Below are 16,756 nucleotides of genomic sequence, written 5' to 3'. Positions count from 1 at the left end.
TTTTACAGTTCGAAGTTTCGCACAATGTCAGACGAATCCCATAGAGTCGGTAGGATTTTTCTTAAATGTAGCGGATCCGAACTGGTCCAGAATTGCGCTTCACTGGCCGGCCCGTGGGCCAGTAGATTCCGTTCGGCCAACAGGCGTTGAAGTTGCCGAGCCACGGCGGCGCCCGTGTCGATCAGGCTGATATGTTCAGGAACCATTTGCTTGAGCAACGGCTTGAGGAATGGATAGTGCGTGCAGCCGAGGATCAATGTGTCGCAACCGGCCGCCAGCAAGGGAGTGACGTAGCCTTGTAGCAATTGAAGCAAGGCCGGGCTGTTCAAGTCACCGGCCTCGATCAATTCCACCAGCCCTGGGCAGGGCTGCGTGATGACCCGCACATCCGTGGCAAAACGATCGAGCAACGCGGCGAACTTGGCGCTCTGCAAGGTGCCCGTGGTTGCCAGCACACCCACGATGCCGCTTCGTGTGGCGGCGGCGGCGGGCTTGACCGCTGGCTCCATGCCGACGATGGGCCACTCGGGGTAATCGCGACGCAGGTCGGCCACGCCGGCTACCGTCGCAGTGTTGCAAGCGACCACCAGCGCCTTGGCGCCTTCGCGCTGGAGAAAGCCCGCAATGATCGCGCATCGCTCGCGAATGAATTCCGGGCTCTTCTCGCCGTAAGGGATATGCCCGCAGTCAGCGATATACAGGAGAGATTCATTGGGCAGCAACCGACGGATCTCACCCAGCACCGACAGCCCGCCGACCCCGGAATCGAACACACCGACCGGCGCTTCACTCATGTCGGCTTGCCACAGACGCTGCAACCCGGATCACGCTTGACCCGCAATTCGCGAAAACGCGTGCCCAAGGCATCGATCAACAGCAAGCGCCCCACCAGCGGCTCACCAAAACCGGCCAGCAGCTTCAAGGCTTCGAGCGCCTGGAGGCTGCCCACCAACCCCACGAGCGGGCCAAGTACGCCGGCCTCGCTGCAGGTCAATTCAGCTTCGCTGCCGTGACCGTAGAGGCAGTGGTAACACGGACTTTCGGCGCGACGCGGATCGAACACCGATAACTGTCCTTCCAGACGAATCGCCGCGCCGCTGACCAATGGCTTGCCCGCCGCCACACAGGCAGCGTTCACCGCTTCGCGCGTGGAAAAATTGTCCGAGCAATCCAGCACCACGTCCACCGCCGCCACGGCATCTGCCAGGCTGTCTTCGTCCATCGCAGCCGTGTGAGGCACCAGCCGGACCTCGGGATTGATGGCGGTCAGGCGCCGCACCGCCGATTCGACTTTGCTCAGGCCGACGCTGTCGGTGTCGTGGATGATCTGCCGCTGGAGGTTGGTCAGGTCGACCGTGTCGAAGTCCGCCAAGTGCATCTCGCCAACGCCAGCGGCGGCGAGGTACAACGCCACCGGAGCGCCGAGGCCGCCCAGGCCGATGATCAACACGCGGCCCTGCTTGAGGCGCAACTGCCCATCGATGTCGACGTGTTGCAGCAGAATCTGTCGGCTATAGCGCAGCAATTCCTGATCGTTCAGCACGGCAGGCGTCCCAGGCTGATGCGTTCATGATTGCCCAGGTCCTTGCGACTGTGGACTTCGGCGAACCCTCGGCCGCTCAACAGGTCGCGCACCGGTTCAGCCTGGTCGTAACCGTGTTCGAGCATCAACCAGCCGCCCGCCTCGAGATGATCGGGGGCCAGGTCAACGATCGCGCGCAAGTCATCAAGCCCGTCCGGCCCCGCGACCAGCGCACTGGCCGGCTCGAACCGCACGTCGCCCTCGGCCAGGTGCGGGTCGCTGGCGGCGATATAGGGCGGGTTGCTGATGATCAATTCGAAACGTTTGCCCTCCAGGGCGCTGAACCAGTGACTGCTCGCCACCGTCACGTTGCGCAGGTCCAGGCGCTGGCGATTGCGTTCGGCCAGGGCCACCGCTTCGAGCACCCGATCGACCGCCGTGACTGTCCAGGCCGGGCGCTCGCTGGCCAACGCCAGGGCTATCGCGCCGCTGCCGGTGCCGAGGTCCAGGACCCGGGCCGGCGTGGCCGGCAGCAAGGCCAACGCGGTTTCCACCAGCAGCTCGGTGTCGGGGCGCGGGATCAGCGTATGGGGCGCCACCTCCAGGTCCAGTTTCCAGAAGCCCTGCTGCCCGAGAATGTAGGCCACCGGCTCACCGGAGCGACGGCGACGCAGGTACTCGGAAAACAACAGCGCCGCCTCGCTGGGTACGATCCGCTCGGGCCAGGTGTGCAGGAAGCTGCGGGACTTGCCCAGCGCAGCGGCCAGCAGCAACTCGGCGTCCAGCCGTGGCGTGGGCGAATCCGGCAGCTCGGCGGCGCGTAACAGACTGGCAATGATGGTCATTTATTCACCTGTGCCTATTCGCCAATCGCGGCCAACTGGTCGGCCTGGTATTCGGCCAGCAAGGGCTCGATCACCGCGTCGACACCACCGGCAAGGATTTCATCCAGGGAATACAGGGTCAGGTTGACGCGATGGTCGGTGACCCGGCCCTGGGCAAAGTTGTAGGTACGGATCCGCTCGGAACGATCACCCGAGCCCACCAACAATTTCCGCTCGCTGGCGATGGCGTTGGCGGCGGCGCTGGTCTGCTGGTCGTTGAGCTTGGCCGACAACCAGGACATCGCCCGCGCGCGGTTCTTGTGCTGGGAGCGCTCTTCCTGGCACTCGACCACGATGCCCGAGGGCAAGTGCGTGATGCGGATCGCCGAATCGGTCTTGTTGACGTGCTGGCCGCCCGCGCCGGAGGAGCGGTAGGTGTCGATCCGCAGGTCCGCCGGGTTGATCTCGATGGCTTCCTGTTCGTCCGGCTCGGGCAACACCGCCACGGTGCAGGCGGATGTGTGGATGCGGCCCTGGGATTCGGTGGCCGGCACACGTTGTACGCGGTGGGCGCCGGATTCGAATTTCAGCTTGCCATAGACGTTGTCACCCTCGACCCGGGCGATGACTTCTTTATAGCCGCCGTGTTCGCCTTCGTTCTCCGAGAGGATTTCCACACGCCAGCCACGACGCTCGGCGTAGCGCGAGTACATGCGAAACAGGTCGCCGGAAAAGATCGCCGCCTCGTCACCACCGGTGCCGGCGCGGATTTCAAGGAACACGTTGCGCCCGTCGTTCGGATCCTTGGGCAGCAGCATGCGCTGCAGGTTGCTTTCCAACTCGACCAGTTGCTCCTTGGCCTCGCGCACCTCTTCCACCGCCATTTCGCGCATGTCCGGGTCGCTGTCCTTGAGCAGCGCCTGGGCGCCCTCGAGATCGCCTTGCACCTTGAGCAACTGTTTATAGGTCGCGACAATCGGCTCGACTTCCGCGTACTCCTTGGAGTAGGTCCGGAACTTGTTCTGGTCGGAAATGACCTCGCCGTCGCCCAGTAAGGCGGTCAGTTCCTCGAAACGGTCCTGGAGAATGTCCAGCTTATTGAGCAGTGACGCTTTCATTGCGATTTTTTATCCGAAAAGCTATCCGGTGAAGCCTCACCGAGGGCGAAAAGTTCCTGGGCCATGGCCAACGCATCGAGGCGGCCTTCGGCGGTCAGTTTCTTGAGCTGGACGCTGGGCGCGTGGAGCAGCTTGTTGGTCAGGCCACGGGCCAGTTGCACCAGCACCTCTTCGGCACTGCCACCGTTGGCCAGCAGGCGCTGGGCCTTTTGCAATTCTTCGTCACGCAGCCGTTCACTTTGCTGACGATACGCCTTGAGCACGTCCACCGCCGCCAGCTCGCGCAGGCGCACCATGAAATCCTCGGCGCCGACGGTAATCATCTCTTCCGCCGCCTGGGCCGCGCCTTGCCGGCTCTTCAGGTTTTCGGCAACCACTTCGTGCAGGTCATCGACACTGTAGAGGTAAACGTCGTCCAGTTCGCCGACTTCCGGCTCGATGTCACGCGGCACGGCAATGTCGACCATGAAGATCGGCTTGTGCTTGCGCAGCTTCAAGGCGCTTTCCACCGCGCCCTTGCCAAGAATCGGCAACTGGCTGGCGGTGGAACTGATGACGATGTCGCTGTGTACCAGCTCGGCGGGAATGTCGGACAGCAGCACCGCGTGGGCGCCAAACTGTTCGGCCAGGGTGCTGGCGCGCTCCAGCGTGCGGTTGGCGACCACGATGCGTTTCACGCCCAGGTCATGCAGGTGGCGGGCAACCAGGGTGATGGTCTCGCCGGCACCGATCAGCAACGCCTGGCTGCGCTGCAGGTCACTGAAAATCTGCTTCGCCAGGCTGACCGCGGCAAACGCCACGGACACCGGGTTCTCGCCAATGGCGGTGTCGGTGCGCACCTGCTTGGCGGCATTGAACGTGGCCTGGAACAGCCGCCCCAGCAGCGGGCCGACGGTGCCTGCCTCGCGCGCCACGGCGTACGCCGATTTCATCTGGCCGAGGATCTGCGGCTCGCCCAACACCAGCGAATCAAGCCCCGAGGCGACGCGCATCATGTGACGAACGGCCGCATCATCTTCGTGCACATAGGCGCTGGAGCGCAGCTCTTCAAGACTCAAATCATGGTATTCGGCCAGCCAGCGCAGCACTGAATCGGCCGAAACGTGATCCTGTTCTATATAAAGTTCGCTGCGATTGCAGGTGGAGAGGATCGCAGCTTCGCGGCTGTCGGTGAGTCGGCAGAGCTGCTGCAGGGCCTCAACCAGCTGCTCAGGCGTAAAGGCCACGCGCTCGCGGACGTCTACTGAAGCAGTCTTGTGGTTAATACCAAGTGCAAGGAAGGCCATTCAAGGTCGCTGATGGTGACGTGAAGCCGGCAATTGTCCTACTTCGCCAGATCCAGAACAACCACCCCCGACTATTGTCACAATTACCTGTGCCTATAAAGCATCCGCCGAGACTCGGTTATGTTTGACCGATGGCTTGTGTCATGATGATCCGACCGCAGGTTAGTCGTCCTCTTCCTATATGAATAGATCCTTTGCGTTGCTCCTCGCTTTTGCCTTCCTCGGCGGCTGCCAGTCCATGGCCCCCGTTTCGACGGACGGTACGCCACCGGTCGAAGACAGTTCCCCGACCCCCGAAAAGCCCAAGGTCTACGGCTCGTTCAGCGAGGAGACCATCTTCAGCCTGCTGAGTGCCGAGCTGGCGGGCCAGCGCAATCGCTTCGATATTGCGCTGGACAACTACGTCACCCAGGCCATCAATACCCAGGACCCGGGGATTTCCGAGCGCGCGTTTCGCATCGCCGAATACCTGGGCGCTGACCAGCCTGCATTGGATACTGCGCTGATCTGGGCGAAGAACGCCCCGGACGATCTGGAAGCGCAACGCGCTGCCGCCATACAACTGGCACGTGCCGGACGCTATGACGATGCCATGACGTATATGGAAAAAGTCCTGCAGGGCAAGGGCGACACCCATTTCGACTTCCTCGCGCTGTCCGCGGCCGATACCGACCAGGAAACCCGCGCCGGCCTGATGAAGAGCTTCGACCGCCTGCTGCAGCGTCATCCGAACAATGGGCAACTGATTTTCGGCAAGGCATTGCTGCTGCAACAGGACGGCGACTCCCAGGGCGCCCTCACCCTGCTGGAAGACAACCCGCCAGAGGCAGGCGAAGTAGCGCCCATCCTGTTGCGTGCACGGCTGTTGCAAGGCATGAATCGCGGCGACGAAGCCCTGCCGCTGATGGAAAAAAGCATCAAGAAATATCCGGACGACAAACGCCTGCGCCTTACCTATGCGCGCATGCTGGTCGAGAACAACCGCATGGACGACGCCAAGGTCGAGTTTTCCAGCCTGGTGCAGCAGTACCCGGAGGATGATGACCTGCGTTATTCCCTGGCACTGGTCTGCCTGGAAGCCAAGGCTTGGGAAGAGGCCAAGGGCTACCTGGAAGACCTGATCGCGCGGGAAAGCCATGTCGATTCGGCCCACCTCAACCTCGGTCGCATCGCCGAGGAGCGCAACGACCCCGAGAGTGCCCTGATCGAATACGCCCAGGTCGGCCCGGGCAATGATTATCTCCCGGCGCAGTTGCGCCAGGCCGACATCCTGATGGGCAACGGCAGGACGGCCGAGGCCCAGAGTCGCCTGGCCATCCAGCGCGACACCCAGCCGGATTATGGTATCCAGCTTTTCCTGATCGAGGCCGAGACCCTGTCGGCCAACAACCAGGGCGACAAGGCCTGGGGCGTGTTGCAACAAGCCTTGAAGCAATACCCGGACGATCTGAACCTGCTGTATACCCGCGCCATGCTGGCGGAAAAACGCAATGACCTGGCCCAGATGGAGAAAGACCTGCGCCTGATCATCCAGCGCGACCCGGACAACGCCATGGCCCTCAACGCCCTTGGCTACACCCTGTCGGATCGCACTACCCGCTACGATGAAGCCAAGGCGCTGATCGAGCAGGCCCACCAGATCAACCCGGAAGACCCGGCGGTACTCGACAGTCTCGGCTGGGTGAACTTCCGCCTGGGCAACCTCGACGAAGCCGAACGCCTGTTGCGCCAGGCGCTGGAGCGCTTTCCCGATCAGGAAGTCGCCGCTCACCTGGGTGAAGTGTTGTGGGCCAACGGCAAGCAACGCGAAGCCCGGCAGATCTGGGACAAGTTCCTCAAGGAACAGCCCGACAGCCCCATCCTGCGCAGCACCATCAAACGCCTGACCGGATCAGAGACTCTTTAAGATTATGTTTTTGCGCCATTTCATCGTTTTCAGTTTCATCGCCCTGCTCGCCGGTTGCGCGGGCTTCGGCGCCCGTGAATCCGTCCAGGGCCAGGGCAACCAGGCCCAGTGGCGCGAGCACAAGCAACAATTGAGTGGCCTCGATGGCTGGCAGATCGACGGCAAGATCGGTATTCGCGCGCCGAAGGATTCGGGCAGCGGCACCTTGTTCTGGCTGCAGCGCCAGGATTACTACGACATTCGCCTCTCCGGGCCGCTGGGCCGTGGCGCCGCACGCTTGACCGGCCGGCCGGGCCAGGTTTCGCTGGAAGTCGCCAACCAGGGACGCTACGAGGCGCCAACGCCTGAAGCGCTGCTGGAAGAACAATTGGGCTGGAAACTGCCGGTGTCGCATCTGACCTGGTGGGTTCGCGGCCTGCCGGCACCGGACAGCAAAAGCCGCTTGACCCTCGACGCGGACAGTCGCCTGTCCAACCTGGAACAGGACGACTGGCAGATCGAATACCTCAGCTATGCCCAGCAGAACGGTTATTGGTTGCCGGAACGCATCAAATTGCACGGCAGCAACCTCGACGTCACGCTGGTCATCAAGCAATGGCAGCCGCGCAAGCTGGGGCAATGACATGAGCGCGACACGCCTGACGCTCCCCTCCCCGGCCAAGCTCAACCTGATGCTGCACATCCTCGGCCGGCGACCGGACGGTTACCACGAGCTGCAAACGATCTTTCAGTTCCTGGACTACGGCGACGAGATTACTTTCGCCGTGCGCGACGATGGCGTGATCCGCTTGCACACCGAATTCGCTGGCGTTCCCCACGACAGCAACCTGATCGTCAAGGCCGCAAAACAACTCCAGGAACAATCCGGTTGTTCGCTGGGCATCGATATCTGGATCGAAAAAATCCTGCCCATGGGCGGCGGTATCGGTGGCGGCAGCTCGAATGCGGCGACAACTTTGCTGGGCCTGAATCATTTGTGGCAACTGGGCTGGGACTTGGATCGGCTGGCGGCCCTGGGCCTGACGCTAGGCGCCGACGTGCCGGTTTTCGTGCGGGGCCACGCGGCTTTTGCCGAGGGCGTGGGGGAAAAACTCACGCCGGTAGAACCCGAAGAACCCTGGTACTTGGTGCTGGTGCCGCAAGTATCTGTAAGTACAGCAGAAATTTTTTCAGATCCACTGTTGACACGTAACTCTCCTCCCATTAAAGTGCGCCCCGTTCCCAAGGGAAACAGTCGAAATGACTGCTTACCGGTGGTAGCAAAGCGTTATCCAGATGTTCGTAACGCATTGAATTTGTTAGGTAATTTTACCGAAGCAAAACTCACCGGAACTGGAAGTTGTGTGTTTGGGGGCTTCCCAAGCAAAGCTGAAGCTGATAAAGTCTCGGCCCTTCTGACAGAGACCCTTACAGGGTTTGTAGCAAAAGGAAGCAACGTTTCGATGTTGCATCGCAAGCTGCAAAGCCTGCTCTAAAAGGAATCGAGTGCTGGGCACTCGCAGCAACAGATACAGGGGCGTCGCCAAGCGGTAAGGCAGCAGGTTTTGATCCTGCCATGCGTTGGTTCGAATCCAGCCGCCCCTGCCATTTTCCTATACTCATCCAGGTATACCCTCAGCCTTCAGGTACTGCGCGTGTCCAAGATGATGGTCTTTACGGGGAACGCCAACCCCGATCTGGCTCGGCGTGTCGTACGTCAGCTGCATATCCCTCTCGGTGACATTTCTGTCGGTAAGTTCTCCGACGGCGAAATCACTGCCGAGATCAATGAAAACGTTCGCGGTAAAGACGTCTTCATTATTCAGCCGACTTGCGCTCCGACCAACGATAACCTGATGGAACTCGTCGTGATGGCTGATGCCTTCCGCCGCTCCTCGGCTACTCGTATCACTGCTGTTATTCCTTACTTTGGTTATGCCCGCCAGGATCGCCGTCCGCGTTCCGCACGTGTGGCTATCAGCGCGAAAGTCGTCGCCGATATGCTGACCGTAGTCGGCATCGATCGTGTACTCACGGTCGATCTGCATGCTGACCAGATTCAGGGCTTCTTCGATATTCCCGTGGATAACATCTACGGCTCCCCAGTCCTGGTGGATGACATTGAAGATCAGCGCTTCGAAAACCTCATGATCGTGTCCCCGGATATCGGCGGCGTCGTGCGTGCACGGGCCGTTGCCAAATCCCTGGGCGTTGATCTGGGTATCATCGACAAACGCCGTGAGAAAGCCAATCACTCCGAAGTGATGCATATCATTGGTGACGTCGAAGGGCGTACCTGCATTCTGGTCGATGACATGGTCGATACCGCCGGCACCCTGTGCCACGCGGCCAAGGCCCTGAAAGAGCATGGCGCTGCCAAGGTCTTTGCCTACTGCACACACCCAGTGCTGTCCGGTCGGGCGATCGAAAACATTGAAAATTCCGTGCTGGACGAGCTGGTGGTGACCAACACCATCCCGTTGTCCGCTGCAGCACAAGCCTGTGCGCGTATCCGTCAACTGGATATCGCACCGGTGGTTGCCGAGGCGGTTCGCCGCATCAGCAATGAAGAATCGATCAGTGCGATGTTCCGCTAAGGGCCCTGCCCTTTCCTGAATGTCTCGTTGACGAAAAGCGCCCCGCCCCAACACTCATGTTGGGGCGGGGCTTTTTTTGCCCATACCGCTTTGGCGTCGGTCGCAGACGTCATTCGGAAATGGCTATTTTGGAGATACAACATGAACGATTTTACTCTGAATGCTGAAGTGCGTTCCGACCTGGGGAAAGGTGCGAGCCGCCGCCTGCGTCGTCTCGCAAGCCTGGTTCCAGCTGTAGTCTACGGTGGCGAAAAAGCCCCTGAGTCCATCAGCATGCTGGCCAAGGAAGTTGCCAAACTGCTCGAAAACGAAGCGGCCTACAGCCACATCATCGAGCTGAACATTGGCGGCACCAAGCAAAACGTCGTGATCAAAGCCCTGCAGCGTCACCCGGCCAAAGGCCACGTGATGCACGCTGACTTCGTCCGCGTTGTTGCCGGTCAGAAGCTGACTGCTGTTGTTCCAGTGCACTTCATCAACGAAGCTGCCCCGGTCAAGAAAGGCGGCGAGATCTCGCACGTGACTTCGGAAATCGAAGTTTCCTGCCTGCCGAAAGACCTGCCTGAATTCATCGAAGTCGACCTGGCTGACGCCGAAGTCGGCACGATCATTCACCTGTCCGACCTCAAGGCTCCTAAAGGCGTTGAGTTTGTTGCCCTGGCTCACGGTGATGACAAGGCTGTTGCCAACGTCCACGCTCCACGTGTTGCTCCAGAAGCTACTGAAGAAGGCGCTGCAGAGTAATTTCACTCTGTCGCCGGAGTGACCGGAAACATCGCGGACTGGAACGTAGCGAGACAACGGGCAAGAACGCGAAGTTTACTTAACGGTAGATCCGCAATTTTCGTTCGTTGTCGCCACACCGTCTGACGCGACATGTTATCCACCACTCCAGGAAGGGCCCCTATCGTGACTGCCATCAAACTGATCGTTGGCCTGGGTAATCCAGGCACCGAATACGAACAGACCCGGCATAACGCAGGGGCCCTTTTTGTTGAGCGCATCGCGCACGCCCAAGGCGTCAGCCTGGCCGCCGATCGCAAATATTTCGGCTTGACCGGGCGCTTTTCGCACCAGGGTCAGGATGTTCGCCTGTTGATTCCCACCACCTACATGAACCGCAGCGGCCAGGCCGTGGCGGCATTGGCCGGTTTCTTTCGCATCAAGCCGGAAGAAATCCTGGTGGCCCACGACGAACTCGACCTGCCTCCGGGCGTCGCCAAGCTCAAGCAGGGCGGCGGCCATGGCGGTCACAACGGGTTGCGCGACATCATCGCGCAACTGGGTAATCAGAATACCTTTCACCGCCTGCGGCTCGGCATAGGCCACCCGGGCGTTGCCAGTATGGTTTCAAACTTTGTCCTGGGTCGTGCGCCTCGCGCCGAACAGGAAAAACTCGATGCCAGCATCGACTTCGCCCTCGGCGTGCTGCCGGATATCCTCGCCGGTGAATGGAACCGCGCGATGAAAAACCTGCACAGCCAGAAGGCCTGACACTTATCCGAGGGGAAACACCATGGGATTCAATTGCGGCATCGTCGGCCTGCCTAACGTCGGCAAGTCCACCCTGTTCAACGCCCTGACCAAATCCGGGATCGCGGCCGAGAACTTCCCCTTCTGCACCATCGAGCCGAACAGCGGCATCGTGCCGATGCCCGATCCACGCCTGGAAGCCTTGGCGGCGATCGTCAATCCCAAGCGTATCCTGCCGACCACCATGGAATTCGTCGACATCGCTGGCTTGGTGGCCGGTGCGTCGAAAGGCGAAGGCCTGGGTAACAAGTTCCTGGCCAACATCCGTGAGACCGATGCCATCGCCCACGTGGTGCGCTGCTTCGAAGACGAGAACGTGATTCACGTTTCCAACAGCGTCGACCCAAAACGCGACATCGAAATCATCGACCTGGAACTGATTTTCGCCGACCTCGACAGCTGCGAGAAACAACTGCAGAAAGTCGCTCGAAACGCCAAGGGTGGCGACAAGGACGCCGTCGTCCAGAAAGGCCTGTTGGAACAGCTGATCGCCCACTTCACCGAAGGCAAGCCTGCGCGCAGCCTGATGAAGAACATGAGCACCGACGAGAAACAGGTGATCAAGGGCTTCCACCTGCTGACCACCAAGCCGGTCATGTACATCGCCAACGTCGCTGAAGACGGTTTCGAGAACAACCCGCACCTGGACGTGGTCAAGGCCATTGCCGAAGAAGAAGGCGCCATGGTCGTTCCGGTCTGCAACAAGATCGAAGCGGAAATCGCCGAGCTGGACGACGGTGAAGAGAAAGACATGTTCCTCGAGGCCCTGGGCCTGGAAGAGCCTGGCCTGAACCGCGTGATTCGCGCCGGCTACGAAATGCTCCACCTGCAGACCTACTTCACTGCCGGTGTCGAAGAAGTCCGCGCCTGGACCGTTCGCGTGGGTGCTACCGCCCCGCAAGCCGCCGGCGTCATCCACACCGACTTCGAGAAAGGCTTCATCCGCGCCGAAGTCATCGCCTACTCGGATTTCATCCAGTACAAGGGCGAAGCGGGCGCCAAGGAAGCCGGCAAATGGCGTCTGGAAGGCAAGGAATACATCGTCAAGGACGGCGACGTGATGCACTTCCGCTTTAACGTCTGAAGTGAAAAAAACCGCGTGGCAGCGTCTGTCTGCCACGCGGTTTTTTTGTGCCCGTCAACTCAGCAAATGCCATTGATCGACATCTGGCGCCACCCCGATCAGGCCTAATTCGGCGTCGGGCGTCGCTGCGGGAGCAAAGACCATGTTGTCTTCGCCAAGGCTTTCCCGCCAGTCCCCAGCCAGTGCGATCTGGAACGAATGGCCTTGGGCGTCCGCTTCCGCATCCTTCAGGTAAGTGCGGTCCAGTGCCTCGTTGTAAACCAACTTCAGCGTAGTGTCCGTACCCTCTCCGAAACCGGTGTAGCCCAGCGCCGACACATCGATCTTGTCGTCAACCGTGAAGCCTTCGATCAGGTCGGCAAAGCTCTGGCTGTCAGTCCGGTAGCTGTCCTCGGTGGAGAGATAGCGGAACACGTCGGCATTTTCCCGATTGTCCGTCCACAACGAAATGTCGGCCCGGTCTCCGCCGTTGAGACGGTCGGCGCCCGCGCCACCGATGATGACATCCGCTCCGGCGCCGCCGTTGATACGGTCATTGCCGTCGAGGCCACGGATGATCTCCGACAAGGCAGAACCGCTGATCGTATCGTTGGCAGACGTCCCTTCGACGGTGGGCGCGGTAAACACCAGGTTGGTGCTGTTCAACTGCCCGACCAGATTACCGTCCAGGGCCAGTTCAAAACGTTGCCCGGCGGCATCGGCGTCGAAGCTCTTGAGGTACGTGCGAGTGCCGTCCGCGCTGGCCTGGATGGCCAACGTACCGTCATGCCCGTCGCCAATCCCGGTGAAGCCCAAGCCGATCAGGTCAATGCGGTCCTCAGAGACATCGAAGTCCTGGATGCGGTCGCTGTTGTTCAATGTGGCGGTGCGGAAACTGTCGCCCAATTCGGCAAAACGGAAAATGTCCGCGCCTGCGCCACCTTGCAACACGTCACGTCCGCCGTCGCCCTGGAGCACATCGTCGCCCGCCAGGCCATGGATGATTTCGGCGGCATCGGTGCCGCGCAGGATTTCCTCGCCAGCGTACCCATCCACGTGGAGCTTGCCATCCTGGCTGCCGAAGCTGGTGTCCAGGCTGCCGTCGGCGTTCAGGCGGATGACATTGAAATCTCCGCTGTTCGTGCCGGCAGCCAAAATCCGGCCATCCGCTTGTACCGTCAAAGCCACCGGCGTGTCGGCCTCGAAGGTCACCAAGCCATTGCTGCCAAAGCTGCTGTCGAAGGATCCGTCAGCGTTGAGCCGCGCCACGGTAGCCAAGCTATCGCCCTCGCCATGGCCCATCACGATAATCTTGCCGTCAGCCTGCACGGTGACCACCGAGTCTTCGCCAAACCCCATGGTGGCGTTCAAATGCAGGACGCCATCATCACCGAAACGGGTGTCCAACTGACCGTCGGCGTTGAAACGCTGCAAGGCGAACGTCGGATCGCCCACACCAGCGGCGTTGTAGGCAGCCCCGACCACGACGCTTCCATCCGCCAGCACGGCAGTTGAGATCCCGCCGTTGAAGAACGGATCTTCGGAAATATCGACGGTCAGCACGCCATGGTTGCCAAAGCCGTCGAACAAGCTGCCGTCATTGCCAACCTTGGTCACGGTCGCCTGGTCAAACCCGCGGGCACTGACCTGAAAGGTGCCGTCCGTATTGGCCGTCAGGTCGATATCCTTGAAGTCATGGCCGATGTCGACCGTCATGACGCCGTTCTGACCAAAGCCAGCATCGCGCGTCCCGTCGCTGTTATAGCGCTCCACCTGTATGCCGGTGTTCAGCGCCACAGCGACAAGCACCTTGCCATCGAACTGCACCGCCGTCAGCTCATAGCGGGACGCTGGCGCTGTCGTGGCCGGTACCATGTCGACGCCACCGTCATGAAAGCCGGTATCCAGGCTTCCATCCGCATTCAGGCGGATAACGGAATGGTTCTGTTCGTAACCGTAGCTTTCCTCACCTGGCGCCCCGGGGTATCCCCATGCCAGGTACTCGGTATAGCCGCCAATCAATATCTTGCCGTCCGACTGGACAGTGATGCTCTGGGCATCATCGAACTGGCCGGTGAGGTCGACCTGGACAGTGCCCGGGCCGGTTCTCACGGTATGGGAATCCACTTTCGTACTATCGAAGGTTGTCATGGTTTAGTCCTTTAAATAAATGCCGGATTCGTCACTCTGGAAGAGCCACAACGCTTTGCACGCTTCCGATCATTGGCTTGACCGGTGGCTTGCAGCCGTCAGCAGGCTGGATGGCCCTTTTGCTCGGAGGCATCAACGAGCGGCAAGTTCACTTCTGGCTGGGGGATGACGACAGATGGCCAATAACCCTCCCCTTCCCACTTATTTCCCTAGGCAATCGGCTCCCCTGTAGGCAACTTCCTAAGGAAGAGGAACGCGCCTTTATAGGACGTTTCTGAATTTTCAGAACGGGCGGTTTGCCTATGGTATCTGCCCTTCGCCGTGAGCCAATCTGGTCCCCTCGACAACAAAAAACCACGCGCCATGAGCGTGGTTTTCCAGGGGCATCCATGACTAACCCACTCCCGACCTTCTTCGACCACAGCCGCCACACCCTGCGAATCTCCGGCGTCGACACTCACCTCGACGTCCTGGCGTTCACCGGCGAAGAACACCTGAGTCGTCCCTACCTCTACCGCATCGAATTCACCTGCACCGAGCGCGACCTGGCGGCCACCGACGTGCTCAACCGGTGGGGTTATTTCAACCTGTACGCCGTGCCGCCACCGCCGACGCCCAAGGGCTTCACGCCGCCGGTGATCAAGCCGCTGCGCGCCTTTCATGGCGTGATCTCAGGCTTCAAGCGCCTGTCCGGTTCCAACGACGAAGCCCGCTACGAAATCACCCTGCAACCGCGTTTCGCGCGGCTTGGGCGCGGCAAGCAATTTCGCATCTACCAGCAGCAGTCGGTGCCCGAGATCGTCGAGCACATCCTGCGCACGCGCCACGATTTTCGTGGCGAGGAGTTCTATTTCAACCTGGTGCGCCAGTACCCCCGGCGCGAACAGGTGATGCAATACGACGAGAGCGACCTGGCCTTCGTCGAGCGCCTGCTGGCCGAGGTCGGCATCTGGTACCGCGTCACCAGCGACGATCGCCTGAACATCGACGTGGTGGAATTTCACGACGATCAGCGGCACTACCAGCGCGGCGTCACGTTGCCGTGCCGCCCGCCGTCGGGCTTGTCCGCCGATGGGCAGGATGCGGTCTGGAACCTGCAGACCGCCCACCGGATGGTCGAGCAAAGCATCAACTTTCGCGCCTACCATCACCGCGAGGCCCACGCCTTTCTGGACGGTGAAGTCGACCACACCCGAGGCGCCAAGGGCACCTACGGCGAGGCCTATCACTACGGCGAACCCTACACGGTGCTGGGCGAGCGCTACGCCCTGGACGAAGACCTGCAAAGCGAAAGCGGTTTCTTCTACGCCCGCCTGCGCCACGAGCTCTACCTCAACGACCAGACCCGCCTCAGCGGCACCACCAGCAGCGCCATCCTGGCCCCGGCGCAGCGCCTCGACATCACCGGCGGCGCGCCGAAGGCCTTCGGGACCGGCGCGGTGATCGTCAGCCTGCGCACCGAAGCGGCCCGCGACCGCAGCTTCGTCGCCCACTTCCAAGCCATTCCCTACTCGGAAACGGTGTGCTTTCGCCCAGCGCTGCTGCCCAAGCCGCGCATGAGCGGCACCATCCCCGCCCGCGTCAGCCACCCGGTCGTCAACCCGCCGTACGCCGACCTCGACTTCGAGGGCCGCTACAAAGTGCGCTTCCTGTTCGACCGCGACACCTGGCAACCCGGCCGCGAAAGCGCCTGGCTGCGCCTGGCCCGACCCTACGGCGGCGACACCCACGGCCTGCACTTCCCGCTGCAGGCCGGCACCGAAGTGGCCATCGCCTTCGAACACGGCGACCCCGACCGCCCCTACATCGCCCACGCCCTGCACGATGACCGCCACCCCGACCCGGTCACCGCCCGCAACGAACGCCGCAACGTCCTGCGCACCCCGACCAACAACAAACTGCGCCTGGACGACACCCGCGGGGAGGAACACATCAAGCTCAGCACTGAACACAGTGGCAAGAGCCAGTTGAACCTGGGGCATCTGGTGGACGCCGCGCGCAAGAAACGTGGGGAAGGGTTTGAGTTGCGCACCGATGGCTGGGGCGCGATTCGGGGTGGCAAGGGGGTGTTTATCAGTGCGGATGAGCAGGTCCGTGCCCAAGGCCAGGTGCTCGATATGAGCGAGGCGACAGGTCGGTTGCAACAGGCCGCCGATCAGTTGGAAAGCCTTTCCAATGACGCGCAGGCGAGCCAGGCCGACCCCGCCGACGTGCAGGCGCAACTGGCCTTGCTCAGGCAAGACCTCGAACAACTCAAGTCCTCCGTCCTGCTGCTCAGCGCCCCGCAAGGCATCGCGCTGACCAGCGGCAAGCACCTGCAACTCGCCGCGCAACACAACCTGATGCTCAACGCCGGCGGCCAGGCCGACCTCAGCGTGGTCAAGCGCCTGTTCATCGGCGTGGGCCAGGGGGTGAGCCTGTTCGTGCGCAAACTGGGCCTCAAGCTGATCGCCAACCAGGGGCCGGTGATGGTGCAGGCGCAGAACGACCGATTGGAACTGATGGCGCGTCATGGGCTGGACATCAGCAGCACCGAAGACGAGATCCGCATCGTCGCGAAGAAAAAGATCACCCTCAACGCAGGCGGCAGCTACATCACGCTGGATGAGGGCCTCATCGAGTCGGGGACGCGGGGGGACTTTGTCGTGAAGTCGGCGAATTTCGAATATGTGCAAGAGGCTGCCGAACAGGCCGCACCGCTGAAAACACTGCCTGAGCTGGCTGAACACGACGCCAGATCCGCAGCGCTAACGGACTTCTCCGGTTGATCCCCTCCA

General features: G+C 61.1%; 14 protein-coding genes and 1 tRNA gene. 9 read left to right on the top strand and 6 right to left on the bottom strand.

Going from position 1 to position 16,756, the window contains the following annotated elements; all coding sequences use genetic code 11:
- Positions 1-2: 2 nt before the first annotated feature.
- From murI to hemA, 5 genes are read right to left on the bottom strand one after another with little or no spacing between them, the layout of a single operon-like run.
- Positions 3-794, bottom strand: a complete 792-nt coding sequence (gene murI / locus AB4N42_RS08195) for a glutamate racemase (RefSeq protein WP_030138584.1) — start codon at positions 792-794, stop codon at positions 3-5.
- The gene (locus AB4N42_RS08190; RefSeq protein WP_030138583.1) at positions 791-1,543 is read right to left on the bottom strand and encodes a molybdopterin-synthase adenylyltransferase MoeB; all 753 of its coding nucleotides are present in this window, start codon (positions 1,541-1,543) and stop codon (positions 791-793) included. Before AB4N42_RS08190 ends, murI begins: the two co-directional genes overlap by 4 nt.
- Positions 1,537-2,367: a peptide chain release factor N(5)-glutamine methyltransferase gene (prmC, locus tag AB4N42_RS08185; protein ID WP_431144525.1), complete on the bottom strand. Its 831-nt coding sequence runs from the start codon at positions 2,365-2,367 to the stop codon at positions 1,537-1,539. Before prmC ends, AB4N42_RS08190 begins: the two co-directional genes overlap by 7 nt.
- A 14-nt stretch (positions 2,368-2,381) precedes the next feature.
- Entirely contained in the window at positions 2,382-3,464 is a 1,083-nt protein-coding gene (gene prfA / locus AB4N42_RS08180) for a peptide chain release factor 1 (protein WP_217860320.1), read from the bottom strand.
- Positions 3,461-4,750 (bottom strand): glutamyl-tRNA reductase, encoded by a 1,290-nt coding sequence (gene hemA, locus AB4N42_RS08175; RefSeq protein ID WP_030138580.1) that lies wholly within the window; start codon positions 4,748-4,750, stop codon positions 3,461-3,463. The genes prfA and hemA overlap by 4 nt, the downstream gene beginning before the upstream one ends.
- Positions 4,751-4,931: 181 nt before the next feature.
- Between hemA and AB4N42_RS08170 the strand changes: the two genes are divergently transcribed.
- The 8 genes from AB4N42_RS08170 (at position 4,932) to ychF (ending at position 11,849) form a co-directional block, all read left to right on the top strand.
- On the top strand, positions 4,932-6,656 hold the full coding sequence (locus AB4N42_RS08170; RefSeq protein ID WP_334598313.1) for a tetratricopeptide repeat protein: 1,725 nt from the start codon (positions 4,932-4,934) through the stop codon (positions 6,654-6,656).
- A gap of 4 nt (positions 6,657-6,660) precedes the next feature.
- On the top strand, positions 6,661-7,278 hold the full coding sequence (gene lolB / locus AB4N42_RS08165) for a lipoprotein insertase outer membrane protein LolB (protein ID WP_030138578.1): 618 nt from the start codon (positions 6,661-6,663) through the stop codon (positions 7,276-7,278).
- Position 7,279: 1 nt separating this feature from the next.
- Positions 7,280-8,131 carry a 4-(cytidine 5'-diphospho)-2-C-methyl-D-erythritol kinase gene (gene ispE / locus AB4N42_RS08160; protein WP_460116068.1) on the top strand — a complete coding sequence of 284 codons (852 nt, stop codon included), beginning with the start codon at positions 7,280-7,282 and terminating at the stop codon, positions 8,129-8,131.
- Positions 8,132-8,168: 37 nt separating this feature from the next.
- Positions 8,169-8,243: transfer RNA gene (locus tag AB4N42_RS08155), tRNA-Gln, on the top strand.
- A 47-nt stretch (positions 8,244-8,290) separates the two neighbouring features.
- Positions 8,291-9,232: a ribose-phosphate pyrophosphokinase gene (locus tag AB4N42_RS08150; protein ID WP_003171603.1), complete on the top strand. Its 942-nt coding sequence runs from the start codon at positions 8,291-8,293 to the stop codon at positions 9,230-9,232.
- A 141-nt stretch (positions 9,233-9,373) separates the two neighbouring features.
- On the top strand, positions 9,374-9,976 hold the full coding sequence (locus AB4N42_RS08145) for a 50S ribosomal protein L25/general stress protein Ctc (RefSeq protein ID WP_030138576.1): 603 nt from the start codon (positions 9,374-9,376) through the stop codon (positions 9,974-9,976).
- A 165-nt stretch (positions 9,977-10,141) separates the two neighbouring features.
- Positions 10,142-10,726, top strand: coding sequence for an aminoacyl-tRNA hydrolase (gene pth, locus AB4N42_RS08140; RefSeq protein ID WP_030138575.1), 585 nt, complete (start codon positions 10,142-10,144; stop codon positions 10,724-10,726).
- A gap of 22 nt (positions 10,727-10,748) precedes the next feature.
- Positions 10,749-11,849 (top strand): redox-regulated ATPase YchF, encoded by a 1,101-nt coding sequence (ychF, locus tag AB4N42_RS08135; protein ID WP_217860324.1) that lies wholly within the window; start codon positions 10,749-10,751, stop codon positions 11,847-11,849.
- 54 nt (positions 11,850-11,903) lie between these two features.
- On the opposite strand, the gene AB4N42_RS08130 is transcribed toward ychF, so the two are convergent.
- Positions 11,904-13,979, bottom strand: coding sequence for a calcium-binding protein (locus AB4N42_RS08130; RefSeq protein WP_460116065.1), 2,076 nt, complete (start codon positions 13,977-13,979; stop codon positions 11,904-11,906).
- Positions 13,980-14,368: 389 nt separating this feature from the next.
- Here AB4N42_RS08130 and AB4N42_RS08125 point away from each other — a divergent pair, with 389 nt between their 5' ends.
- Positions 14,369-16,747 carry a type VI secretion system Vgr family protein gene (locus AB4N42_RS08125; protein ID WP_460116064.1) on the top strand — a complete coding sequence of 793 codons (2,379 nt, stop codon included), beginning with the start codon at positions 14,369-14,371 and terminating at the stop codon, positions 16,745-16,747.
- Positions 16,748-16,756 lie beyond the last annotated feature (9 nt).

The sequence above is a fragment of the Pseudomonas sp. H2_D02 genome (genome assembly GCF_054677635.1).
Note: the sequence above shows the minus strand (reverse complement) of the source record. Positions and strands in the feature narration are given on the sequence as shown.